10 protein-coding genes and 3 tRNA genes are annotated in these 11,704 nt (G+C 65.6%); 4 read left to right on the forward strand and 9 right to left on the reverse strand.

Annotated elements, in window-relative coordinates; translation table 11 throughout:
- Positions 1-75 precede the first annotated feature (75 nt).
- The 3 genes from AC3WMU_RS23540 to egtD all read right to left on the reverse strand — a co-directional run bounded on the left by AC3WMU_RS23540 (position 76) and on the right by egtD (position 2,619).
- Positions 76-152, reverse strand: a tRNA-Met gene (locus AC3WMU_RS23540).
- A 136-nt stretch (positions 153-288) separates the two neighbouring features.
- The gene (gene egtB / locus AC3WMU_RS23545; RefSeq protein ID WP_006224948.1) at positions 289-1,605 is read right to left on the reverse strand and encodes an ergothioneine biosynthesis protein EgtB; all 1,317 of its coding nucleotides are present in this window, start codon (positions 1,603-1,605) and stop codon (positions 289-291) included.
- Between the two features lie 36 nt (positions 1,606-1,641).
- On the reverse strand, positions 1,642-2,619 hold the full coding sequence (gene egtD / locus AC3WMU_RS23550; protein WP_492283043.1) for an L-histidine N(alpha)-methyltransferase: 978 nt from the start codon (positions 2,617-2,619) through the stop codon (positions 1,642-1,644).
- Positions 2,620-2,955: 336 nt separating this feature from the next.
- On the opposite strand from egtD, the gene AC3WMU_RS23555 reads away from it, so the two are divergent.
- Positions 2,956-3,288, forward strand: a complete 333-nt coding sequence (locus tag AC3WMU_RS23555) for an ElaB/YgaM/YqjD family protein (RefSeq protein ID WP_088590621.1) — start codon at positions 2,956-2,958, stop codon at positions 3,286-3,288.
- 138 nt (positions 3,289-3,426) lie between these two features.
- Entirely contained in the window at positions 3,427-4,803 is a 1,377-nt protein-coding gene (locus tag AC3WMU_RS23560; protein ID WP_492283051.1) for a phospholipase D-like domain-containing protein, read from the forward strand.
- A 27-nt stretch (positions 4,804-4,830) separates the two neighbouring features.
- Here the strand turns inward: AC3WMU_RS23560 and AC3WMU_RS23565 are convergent, their stop codons facing one another.
- The 4 genes from AC3WMU_RS23565 to AC3WMU_RS23580 all read right to left on the reverse strand — a co-directional run bounded on the left by AC3WMU_RS23565 (position 4,831) and on the right by AC3WMU_RS23580 (position 9,864).
- Complete coding sequence (locus AC3WMU_RS23565; RefSeq protein WP_315844605.1) at positions 4,831-6,471, reverse strand: FMN-binding glutamate synthase family protein; 1,641 nt, start codon at positions 6,469-6,471, stop codon at positions 4,831-4,833.
- Positions 6,472-6,586: 115 nt separating this feature from the next.
- Positions 6,587-7,810 carry a YeeE/YedE family protein gene (locus AC3WMU_RS23570; RefSeq protein ID WP_167390153.1) on the reverse strand — a complete coding sequence of 408 codons (1,224 nt, stop codon included), beginning with the start codon at positions 7,808-7,810 and terminating at the stop codon, positions 6,587-6,589.
- Between the two features lie 174 nt (positions 7,811-7,984).
- Entirely contained in the window at positions 7,985-8,929 is a 945-nt protein-coding gene (locus AC3WMU_RS23575) for an AEC family transporter (RefSeq protein ID WP_006224942.1), read from the reverse strand.
- Positions 8,930-8,967: 38 nt separating this feature from the next.
- Positions 8,968-9,864, reverse strand: a complete 897-nt coding sequence (locus tag AC3WMU_RS23580; RefSeq protein WP_006224941.1) for a DMT family transporter — start codon at positions 9,862-9,864, stop codon at positions 8,968-8,970.
- Positions 9,865-9,976: 112 nt separating this feature from the next.
- On the opposite strand from AC3WMU_RS23580, the gene AC3WMU_RS23585 reads away from it, so the two are divergent.
- The gene (locus tag AC3WMU_RS23585; protein WP_006224940.1) at positions 9,977-10,426 is read left to right on the forward strand and encodes a GNAT family N-acetyltransferase; all 450 of its coding nucleotides are present in this window, start codon (positions 9,977-9,979) and stop codon (positions 10,424-10,426) included.
- A gap of 124 nt (positions 10,427-10,550) precedes the next feature.
- Here AC3WMU_RS23585 and AC3WMU_RS23590 read toward each other — a convergent pair.
- A tRNA-Leu gene (locus AC3WMU_RS23590) sits at positions 10,551-10,635 on the reverse strand.
- A gap of 160 nt (positions 10,636-10,795) precedes the next feature.
- Here AC3WMU_RS23590 and AC3WMU_RS23595 point away from each other — a divergent pair.
- A complete protein-coding gene (locus AC3WMU_RS23595) occupies positions 10,796-11,407 on the forward strand; it encodes a tRNA-uridine aminocarboxypropyltransferase (protein WP_006224939.1) in 612 nt (203 codons plus the stop codon).
- 208 nt (positions 11,408-11,615) lie between these two features.
- On the opposite strand, the gene AC3WMU_RS23600 is transcribed toward AC3WMU_RS23595, so the two are convergent.
- Positions 11,616-11,700, reverse strand: a tRNA-Leu gene (locus AC3WMU_RS23600).
- Between the last annotated feature and the right edge of the window lie 4 nt (positions 11,701-11,704).

The raw sequence follows: 11,704 nt of genomic DNA on the forward strand, positions 1-11,704 counted from the left end.
TCGGCCGAGGTTGAACCGATCACAGTCGCCGCAAAGCAAAAGGCCCTCACCGAAGTGAGGGCCTTTTTGAATTCTTGGTGGCGCATCCCTGATTCGAACAGGGGACCTGCGGATTATGATTCCGTCGCTCTAACCGGCTGAGCTAATGCGCCATCTGGGTCTTGCTTTACTCTTGCTTTCCCGTCAATCAGTGCTTGTTTTGTAGCGCTGAGCAACGAAGAACGAAATTCTAGCACGAAACTTTTTTGCCATGCAAGCGGGGGGAAGGCAAAAATTTAAAGGGGTGTTTCAGGCGTCCCGGGCAAGCCGGATGCCCGAGAATTGCCAGCGCGCTTCAGGCGGGAAAAAATTGCGGTAGCTGGCGCGGATGTGATCGCGCGGCGTGGCGCAGGAGCCGCCACGCAACACGTATTGGTTGCACATGAATTTGCCGTTGTATTCGCCGACTGCGCCCGCGTCGGGTTTGTAGCCGGGATAGCCGTCATAGGCGCTGGCCGTCCATTCCCAGGCGTCGCCGAACAACTGCACGGGGCCACCCAAGCCGTTGCGGGCCGGCGCGGGGCGCGGGTCCAGATGGCCGTTTTCCAGCATGTTCGCGCGGCCGGGGAACGCGGGGTCGGCCTGTTGCCGGGCGGCGTGTTCCCATTCCGCCTCGCGCGGCAGGCGCACGCGGGCCCAGCGCGCATACGCGTCAGCCTCGAAGTAGCTTACGTGGGTGATGGGCGCCTGCAATTCCAGGTCCTGCATGCCACGCAGCGTGAACACGCGCCACTCGTCGCGCTGGCCCTCCCAGTACAGCGGGGCGCGCCAGCCTTCCGCGCAGACACGGTCCCAGCCGGCCGACAGCCACAGCTCGGGGCGCTTGTAGCCGCCGTCGCGGATGAAGGCCAGGAATTCGTGCTGCGTGACGAGGCGGTCTGCCAGATGGAAGGGGGCAAGCAGCACCTCGTGAGCGGGGCCCTCGTTGTCGAAGCCGAAACCGCGGCCATCGTGGCCGATACGGCTGATGCCGCCGCCGTAGCGCGTCCAGCCCGCCGGGGTACCGGGGGGAAGGGCGGGCGATCCGGTGGCCACATACGCCGGTTTCAGCGGGTTGGCCGACAGCATGTGCTTCACGTCGGTCAGGATCAGTTCCTGATGCTGCTGCTCGTGGTTCAGGCCCAATTCCAGCAGCGCGTCGAAGTCCGGGTCATTGCCGCCCAGTCGCGAGATCAAATCGTGCATGGCGCGGTCCACGTGCTGGCGATACTGCAGCACGTCGCCCAGCGAGGGGCGCGAGAGCAGGCCGCGTTGCGGACGCGGATGCTTGGCGCCGATCGCGTTGTAGTAGGAATTGAACAGCATCCGGTACTGCGGGTGGAACATCGTGTACGGCGGATGGAATTGCGTCAGCAGGAAGGTCTCGAAGAACCAGGTGGTGTGCGCAAGATGCCATTTGACGGGGCTGCAATCAGGCATCGATTGCACCTGGCAGTCTTCGGGGCTGAGCGGCGCGGCAAGCGCCGTGCTGGTGGTTCGCACCGCGTCGAAGCGGTCGTGCTGGCCGGCCTGTCCGCTGGCATACGGTCCGGTGGCGGGGTGAGTCAGCAGGCAGGCAGGTTCCATGGCGATCCTCCAGTGGGCGTTGATGGGGTGTCCGCGTCAGGCGCGGGCGCTGAAAACCGAAAACCAGCCGCGCGAATCCGACCAGTGGCCAACGTCGCGATACCCGGCGCTTTGCAGCAGGTCGGAAAAGGCCTGCGGGGTGAACTTGTAGGAATTCTCGGTGTGGATGCGTTCGCCGGCGCTGAAGTCCCGTGTGCCGCCGGGCCAGGCCACGCGCAGCGCGCGTTGGGCTTCCAGATGCATTTCGATGCGCGAGCGCGCGGCGTTGAACAACGCGACGTGGCGCCAGTCGTCGACGTTGAAGTCGGCGTCCAGCACCTGGTTCACATGGCGCAGCAGGTTCAGGTTGAAGGCGGCAGTCAGGTGCAGCGCGTCGTCGTAAGCGGGTTCCAGCACCTGCCTGGGCTTGACGCGGTCCACGCCCACCAGCAGGCCGCCGCCATCGCATTGCGCGCGGATGCGCTGCAGCATGGCGTGCGCGTCGTCGGGGCTGAGGTTGCCGATGCTGGATCCCGGGTAGAAGAACAGCCGTTGTTCCGCGGGAATCTCGGCGGGCAAGGCCAGCGCTTGCGAAAAGTCTTGCCCGATGGCGGTCACGCGCAGGTCGGGATAAGAGAGCCGCAGGCGCCGCACGGCGGTCTCTAGATAGTCGGCGGAGATATCGATGGGCACGTAGTGGCGCGGACGCAGGCTGGCGAACAGCCGCTCCGCTTTGACGCAATCGCCTGCGCCCAGATCGATCATGGACTGCACCGGGCCGATATGGCGCGCGATGTCCTGGCCGTGTCGCTCGAAGATCTCGGCTTCGCAGCGGGTGGGGTAGTACTCGGGCAACTGGGTGATGGCGGTGAACAGCGATGAACCCAGCGCGTCGTACAGGAATTTGGGATCGATGTGGGCGGGGTGATCCAGCAAGCCGTCGCGCAGTTCGACCTGCTCGGCGCTCAAAGCCTGGGAAGGGCGCGCCTGATATTCCTGCGCGGTGTGGGCCAGCACTGCTGAAGGGGAAACCATGCGTTCACTTCCTTTTTTGAGGTGGGGTAAGCGCATTGCAAAGGGCTATTGTCGCGGCGGGTGGGGTTCCGCTGTCAAGCGCTAAGCCGCTGAATGCAATGGACTTTTACGAAATCGGGTCCGTCGGGGCGCAAGGACGGCGCGGCAGGCCCAGGCAATCGCCCAGCAAGTTTCGCTCCGCTGAAATATCGGATTACGGCTGGTTGCCAAAGCTCGGGCGGCGGTGCCGAATGATCGGCACAATGGGGACATGGTCAACCGGATGACCCCGTGGACGCGCAATCGCGTCGGAACCGCGGCACAACGGCAGGCCCAATACCTTCACAAGGAGCGACTATGAATCGAAAGCACCAACGCGCCGAGATGGCTTTGCATCGCGACCGGGTCAACGACAGCTTCCATGAGCTGCTTGCCGGCACGGAAGACCTCTTGCGTTCGACGGCTTCCTATACCGGCTCCGAAATCGAATCGGCCCGCGCTCGCCTGAAGCAGCAGTTGGCCGACGCCCGCGACCAGGCGGGTGACTGGGAAGGCGCCGCGCGCGAACGCGCCCGCCGCGCCACGGCGTACGCCGACGAGTACGTGCATGAACATGCCTGGAAGTCCGTCGGCGTGGCCGCCTTGGTCGGCGCGCTGCTGGGCTGCCTGGTGGCAAGCGGCAGGCGCTAAGCCGGTCTCGCCATGAGGCCGCCAGTGCTGCCTCCGCCGCCGGCCGCGCGCCGGCGCGGAGGGCGCTCGAGGATAGCCTCATGGCTGCCCGGAGCGCGCCGCTGGGCAGAAACGCTGTTCGTGGCATGCGCTGTCGCCATGCTGGCTGCTTGTGCCAGTGTGCCCAGCGCGCAGGAGCGGGATGCGCGCAAGGCGCAAGCCGGCCTGTCTGCCGAGGCGGCCCGCGACAGCTACCGTCGCGGGCAAGGCATTGCGGCGGATCCAAAAACTCCCAAAGATGATTTCCTGGCGCGCCATCTGGCCGTCGAACAGGCCGTCAGCGGCACGCCGCTGTCGGCGGGCAACCGTGTCCGGCTCCTGGCCGACGGCCCCAGCACCTACCAGGCCATGCTGCAGTCCATCGGGCAGGCACGCCGGTACGTGCACATGGAAACTTATATCTTCGACGACGACGCGGAAGGCGCGCGCTTTGCCGAGGCCTTGATCGCGGCGCGCAACCGCGGGGCCGCTGTGGCCTTGATGGTGGACGCGGTGGGCACGCTCAAGACCCCGGATGCGCTGTTCCAGCGCCTGCGGGACGCGGGCGTGCAGGTGGCGGTGTTCAATCCCGTCAATCCGGCCAGTGCGCGGGCAGGCTGGTCGCCGAACCAGCGCAACCACCGCAAGGTGCTGGTGGTGGACGGCAAGGTCGGCTATCTGGGCGGCATCAACGTCAGCAGCGTGTACGAGTCTTCGCCCGGGGGCGGGTCAGGATCGGGCGCGGGGTCCAGTCCAGGGCGCGGCGCGGACAAGGGCGACGGCAAGGGCGGAGGCGATGCGAAAACGGCGCCGTGGCGCGATACCCACCTGCGTATCGAAGGGCCCGCGGTCGCGCAACTTGAGCAGGTCATCCAGGCCGGCTGGGCATCGCAGTCCGACGAGCCGCTTGCCGCGGGCGGCGCACCGATCGCGTCGGCCGTGGGCGACACACGCGTGCGCATCCTGGCCAATCAGCCCGATCGCAGCGATGGCTATACGGTCTACCTGACGCTGATGTCCGCGTTTGAAAGCGCGCAGAAGTCCATCCACATCACGATGGCGTATTTCGTGCCCGATCCGGCATTTATCGACGTGCTGTCTGGCGCCGCGCGCCGCGGTGTGGATGTGGTGCTGGTGTTGCCGGGCTTTTCCGATTCGTCGCTGGTGTTCAACGCGGGGCGTTCGCACTACACGGAATTGCTGAAAGCGGGCGTGAAGCTCTACGAGCGGCGCGATGCCTTACTGCACGCCAAGACGGCGGTCGTGGACGGCGTGTGGTCCACCGTGGGCTCCAGCAATATGGACTGGCGCAGTTTTGCGCTGAATTACGAAATCAATGCGGTGGTGCTGGGCCCCGAGTTTGCAGGCGAAATGGAGGCCCTGTTCCAGCGCGATGTGGCCGACTCGGTGCAGATCACGCCCGAAGATTGGCGCAATCGTGGCGCCGACGATCGCTTCATGGAGTTCTTTTCGCGGATGTTCGAACGCTGGCTGTAGCGTCCGGACATCCGCTTTCGCTTGTGGCTAGACGTGCTGTTCGGCCAGCGCTGTGGTGATGTCGCGCGTCGGTTGGAACGACTGCGCCTGCGCCATCGCCCAGCCCACGCGGAACACCTGGTGGCGGAATTCGCCGCGCAGCAGTTCGCCGGGCGCCAATTCCGGGAACAGCGCCGACAGCAGCCGGATTTCACTGGAAGAGATGCGGCGCGCGATGTGGTGCGGACGCAGCTGATTGGGGTGTGTCAGGCCCGCGGCGGCCAGCAGTTCCGCCAGGGCGTGCAGCGTGTTGCTGTGGAAGTAAGCCACGCGCTGCGCCTTGTCGGGCACGACGAGTGCGCGTTGGCGCATGGGGTCCTGAGTGGTGACGCCCGTGGGGCATTTGCCGGTATGGCACGCCTGCGCCTGGATGCAGCCGATGGCAAACATGAAGCCGCGCGCGGCGTTGCACCAGTCGGCGCCCATTGCCATGACGCGCGCCATGTCGAACGCGGTGATGATCTTGCCTGACGCGCCCAGCTTGATGCGGTCGCGCAGGTTCACGCCGATCAGCGTGTTGTGCACCAGGCGCAGCGCTTCGCGCAGCGGCGTGCCGACGTGGTCAACGAACTCCACGGGCGCGGCACCAGTGCCGCCTTCCGCGCCATCCACCACGATGAAGTCCGGCGTGATGCCGGTCTCCAGCATGGCCTTGACGATGGCGAACCATTCCCACGGGTGGCCTACGCAGAACTTGAAGCCCACCGGCTTGCCGCCGGACAACTCGCGCAAGCGTGCAACGAATTTCATCAGCCCGATGGGCGTGTCGAAGGCCGAATGGCTGGCCGGCGAATTGCAATCCTGCCAGGCGGCCACGCCGCGCGCTTCCGCGATTTCGGGGGTGACCTTGCCCGCGGGCAGGATGCCGCCGTGCCCCGGCTTGGCGCCTTGGGACAGCTTGATTTCTATCATCTTCACCTGCGGCGTACAGGCGTTCTTGACGAAGGCTTCCTCCGAGAACGCGCCGTGCTCGTCGCGGCAACCGAAGTAGCCCGAACCGATGTTCCATACCAGGCTGCCGCCGGGCTGGCGGTGGTAACGGCTGATGCCGCCTTCGCCCGTGTCGTGCGCGAAATTGCCCTGGCGTGCGCCTTCATTCAGCGCCAGGATGGCGTTGGCCGACAGCGCGCCGAAGCTCATGGCCGACACGTTGAACGCCGACATCGAGTAGGGCTGCTTGCAGTCGGGCCCCCCCACGGTGACGCGGAAGTCCGTGTCGTTGATGTGCGAGGGCGACATGGAATGGTTGATCCATTCGTAGCGGTCGCCGTAGACGTCTTCTTGCGTGCCGAAGGGGCGTTTGTCGATTTCGCGCTTGGCGCGCTGGTACACGATGGAGCGCTGCGCGCGCGAGAACGGCGCGGCCTGCGTGTCGTCTTCCAGGAAGTACTGGCGGATCTCGGGGCGGATGAATTCGAACAGGAAACGCAGGTTGCCCAGGACCGGGTAGTTGCGCCGGATGGCATGGCGGGTCTGGATCAGGTCATAGACGCCAAGCGCGCCCAGCATCGCCAGCGGAACGGCGGCCCACAGCCACCAGAGCGAACTCGTGAACGCCAGCACGGCGGTGACGGCTGCGCCCGCCAGGGTCAAGATAAAGGCCGTGTAGCGGCCGACGATCCAGCTCATAGTCCTCTCCGTATTGCGGAATGCAGCAACCATACACCAGCTGAACCACCGAAAAAAAAGAAAGCCCCCTGAAATAGGGGGCTGTTCTGGAACACTGTTTTCCGGCAGGGGGATATCAGCAGCTGGAGGGCGGCGGTGTCTTTTCCACCGCCAGTCCGAAGGCGGGGCGCAGGCGCACACCCAACGCGCTGCCGGCGAATGCGGCCGGCAGCCACAGCCAGGCGTGCAGGCTGCCCGAAAGAATGCCGCTGAAGTAGGCGCCGATGTTGCAGCCGAAGGCCAGACGGGCGCCGTAACCCAGCAGCAGGCCGCCGATGACCGCGCCGGCCAGCGAACGGGCCGGCACCTTCCAGACGGGGGCGAACTTGCCGGCGGCGCTGGCGGCGGCCAGCGCGCCCAGCATCAGGCCGATGTCCATGACGGTCGTGACGTCCTGGCGCAGGGGCGCCGCCAACGCGGGCTGTTTGCTCCAGTAGGTCCAGGTCGCCACGTCGCCGGCAACGGCGTTCCAGGCCTTGGCGCCCCACAGCGCAAACGCCGAGGTGATGCCCCAGGGGCGGCCAGCCAACGCCAGCGTCGCGAAGTTCAACACCACCAGCGCCACGCCACCCCAGATCAGCGGCCAGGGGCCTTGCAGCAGCGAGACCGGCCGCGCGGTACGCGACGCGAACGAGATCACGTGGCCGTGGCGGCGCTTCTCAAGCGCGGTGGCGCCCCAGGCGATCAGCGCGAACACCGCCAGGTTGGCGATGAGCGCGGGCGCCAGGCCCCAGGTCTTGATGAGCGAGGTAGGCGCCAGCGCCGGCAGCGTGGACCACCAGCCGAAATTGGCGGTGGCGATCACCGACCCTACGATGAAGAACAGCAGCGTGACCAGCATGCGGGTGTTGCCGCCGCCGACTGCGAATAGCGTGCCCGACGCGCAGCCGCCGCCCAGTTGCATGCCGATGCCGAACAGGAACGCGCCCAGTACGACCGACACCCCCGGCGGCGAAACCAGCCCCGTGACGGGCTGGCCGAAGAGCGAACCCGAGGCGAGGAAGGGGAAGAACAGCAGCACCCCGACGCCCAGCATGAACATCTGTGCGCGCAGGCCGGCGCCGCGGCGGTCGGACACGAAGACGCGCCAGGCTTGCGTAAAGCCGAACGAGGCGTGATAGAGCGTGACGCCTAGCAGCGCGCCAACCACCCACAGCGCGCCTTGGCGCCAACTGACGGTCTGGTTCAAATACAGCGCGCCGGCCAGCACCAGCAGCAGCGCAATCCAGAGCGGCGCGCGGTTGATCTGGATGGGCGGCAGGGCCGAGGGCAAGGGCAGGGTAGAGGCGTTGGAGCTCATGGGGTGTCCCGGTGGGATCTGGATCGTCAATGCAAACGGGCGCGTAAAGGGCGCCCGTCGGAATGTCGAAAGTGTAAGGCCGCGCCTTAACGCCTTCAAACTATTGATTACTGCTTCAATAATAACTAATAGTTATATAGAAGATGCCGCCCTGCGAGGGCCGATGAAGAGCGATCAGGAAATGGGGTGCGCGTTGATCCAGGCGACCAGCAGGCTGACGGTCAACACTGACGCCACGGTCGAGACGAGGATGGCGCGCGACGTTACCCGTGCGTCGCGGCCATACATCTTGGCCAGCATGAAGGGACCCGTGCCGATCGGCAGCGCGCTCATCAGCACGGCGGTCCAGGCCCAGAGCGGGGGCATGGAAAAAACGTAGAAGGCCAGCACCGCCGTGACGGCGGGTTGCAGCAGCAGCTTGCCCGTCACCAGACGCAGGACGCCGGGGCCCGCGGTAGCGGTTTCCGTCTGCGCCAGGAACAGGCCGATCGTGACCAGCGCGCATGGGCTGGCCGATGCGCCCAGCAGCGACACGTAGCGGTCGACGCCTTCCGGCAGCGCCACGCCGGTCGATGCCCAAGCCAGGCCCAGCACTGGCGCGGCCAGCAGCGGGTTGCGCATCAGTGCGCGCCCGACCTTGACGAGCGTGGCGGCCACGTTGGGCGTCTGCTGGCGGTCGAACTCGATCATCGCGATGGCGAAGCCGAACAGGACGCTGGCGGTCAGAAGCGTGGTGAAGGCGGCGGGCGCCAGGCTTTCGGCACCAAACAGCGCCAGGCACAGGGGGATCCCCATATAGCCGGCATTGGCGTAGGACGCTGCCAGGCCTTCGATGCTGCGGTCGGTCAGCGCGCGCCGGCCGCCGCGTCCCGGCAGGAATGACACCAGGAACGTGACCGCGATGCCGCCTGCGAACGCGCCGACAAAACCCCAGTGCGCCATGTGCGCAAGATCCACCTGCGTCATCGCGCGAAACAGCAGCGCGGGCAAGGATAGGTAGACCACGTAGCGGTTCAGCGCGTCGGTTGCGCCGGGGCCCAGCAATTGGAGCCGGGCGGCCAGCCAGCCAGTCAGGATCAGCGCAAAGACGGGCAGGGCGGCGGTAACGACGGCATTCATGGTCGACGGTGTGGCGGGCCAGGGGCGCGGGAAGGCGCCTATTCTACTTGCGGCGCCCGCGCGCTGCGGGTGACCAGCAAGATGCCGACGGCTGCCAGCGCCATGCCAGGCCAAGCCAGCAGCGGAATGGGCTCACCCAGCGCCATCAGCGCGAAGACCGCCGTGCAGGGCGGCACCAGGAAGAACAGCGCCGACACGCGCGAGGCCTCGCCGTGCCGGATCATCGTCAGCAGCAAGGTGATGGCAACCAGCGAATTGCCCACGACCAGATAGGCCAGCGACGCCAGCAACGGGCCGGTCCATTCGATGCGCATCGGTTCCAGCCAGAAGGCCAGCGGCGCCGATACGGCCAGTCCGACGGCGTACTGCACCAGGTTGGACGTGACGGGGTGCGTCTGCGCGCCATAGCGCTTTTCATAGAGGGTGCCGCCCGTGATGCAAAGCAGCGCGCCCACGGCGAACAGCAGTCCCAGCGGCGCCAGCACGTCGATGGACGCCTTGGCGACGATGACGAGCGCGGCGCCCGCGACCCCCAGGCCCAGGCCGGCCCAACGCCGGGCATCCACGCGTTCATGCGCGATCAGGGGCGCCAACAGCCCGATCAGGATCGGCTGCAGCGAGGCGATCAGCGCCATGCCGCCCGCCGACATGCCCAGCTTCAGCGAGAGATAGGTGCAACAGAAGTAGCCGGCCTGCAATAGCAGCCCGACCATCGCCAGATGGCCCCAGGCGCTGGCGCCCGGCGGCAGCGGCGGACGCAGGACCAGCATGAAAGGCAGCAGGATGAGGACGACGCAGGCGTATCGCACGGCCAGGAACGTCATCGGGTCTGCATAGGCCAGCCCGATCTTGAGCACGACGAAGCCGCTGGACCACAACACCAGGAAAAGCGCGGGGGCGGCTTTCAGCCAAGCCGGTGGGGCGGAGGGCGTCATGTCGTGCCTAGGCAACGTGGGCAAGCCGCGATCGTACCCCTTTTCGCCTGGATGTCATCCCTGCGAGAATGCGGCGTAGGATATTTATTATTGACAAGCTGCACGCGAGGGAATGGAGATGTCGACCAACAAGCAATCATCGGTGCGTATCGCGTTGGGTACGTGGGACCGGCTGCGCGAAGATGCCTACTCGGTTCGCTACGAGGTGTTCGTCGTCGAACAGCGAGTGCCCCCTGAGGTCGAGCTGGATGACGACGATGCGGTGTCGGTGCATGCCGTGGCCTATGGGCCTGACGGCACACCGATGGGCACGGGCCGATTGCTGCCCGACGGCCATATCGGCCGCATGGCCGTGCATAAGAAGGCGCGCGGCATGGGGGTGGGCGGCCAACTGCTGGATGCGCTGATCGGGCAAGGCCACGGCGACGGCCACCGCATGTTGGTGCTGCACGCGCAGACCCATGCCGCGGGGTTCTACGAGGCGCACGGCTTTACCGTGGAAGGCGAGGAATTCGTCGAAGCCGGGATTCCGCACGTGGTGATGACCCGCGTGCTGAAGTAGGGTGCCCATGGCCCCGGTGCGGCCGGGGCTGAAAAGACCGGGACGGAAAAGAAAAAACCCCGGTCGTTTTCACGAACGGGGTTCTTCTTGGCGCATCACGACAGGTACCTCGTGATGTAATAATTGGTGCCCAGGAGAGGACTCGAACCTCCACACCTTGCGGCACACGGACCTGAACCGTGCGCGTCTACCAATTCCGCCACCTGGGCGCTGGTGCTTCACTTGTTGCGTCGCTTTCGCTTCGTTTCTTGTTCAGCAGCAGAGGAACGAGATTATGCATACTTTTTTTAAGGTGTGCAAGTAATGGCGACCATTTTTCATCTTTTTTGCATTTTTTCGAGCGGCGGGCTTTCGCTATAGTGTCGCCCCATGTCCCGTACCCTTTGCACGCGTTGCCTGCGTCCCGAATCGCACTGCCTGTGCGCGCTCATTCCTTCCTTGTCATGCCGCACGCGCGTCGTGGTCTTGCAGCATCCCAGCGAAGCGCGCCATGCGCTGAACACGGCCAGGTTGGCCGTCCTGGGGTTGGCGGGCGCGCGGCGCGTCGTGGGCGAATATTTCTCGCCGGCCGATTGGGCGGAGCCCGGTTACGCGCCCCGTCTGCTGTTTCCCGGTCCAGCGGCCGACATTTTGCATCCCGGATATGGGCAGGACCAGGACCTGCCGATCCAATTGATCGTGCCGGACGGCACCTGGGGGCACGCGCGCAAGCTGCTGCACATCAATCCTGAGTTGGCGGCGCTGCCGCGCGTGATGCTGCCGGCGGGGCTGACGACGCGTTATCGCGTGCGCCATGCGGACATCCCGGGCGCCTTGTCCACGATCGAAGCCGTGACGCATGCCTTGAATGCGCTGGAGGCGCCGATGAACGCCGATGCGTTATTGCGGCCTTTCGAAGCCTTGATCGATGGCCAGATCGAGGGCATGGGCGAAGACCTGTATGCGCGCCATCATCTGCAGCGCAAGGTGCCGTGGCGCTGATGCCAGCGGTGGGGCGCGCCTGGCCTGGAAAATAATGGCAGGGCGCTCAACGATGAACGCGGGAGGAAGATGCGTTTAAAGGGCGGGGGATAAAGATCGGGGCAAGAATACGTGCGGAAAAAGCAAAAGCCCCGAACATCTTTCGATTTTCGGGGCTTTCAGCCTTGCTATCAAAACCAGCATGCTGCTGATTCGACCTATATGCGGGTGGTGCCCAGGAGAGGACTCGAACCTCCACACCTTGCGGCACACGGACCTGAACCGTGCGCGTCTACCAATTCCGCCACCTGGGCACTG

It is taken from the genome of Achromobacter sp. FW305-C-13 (assembly GCF_058783475.1).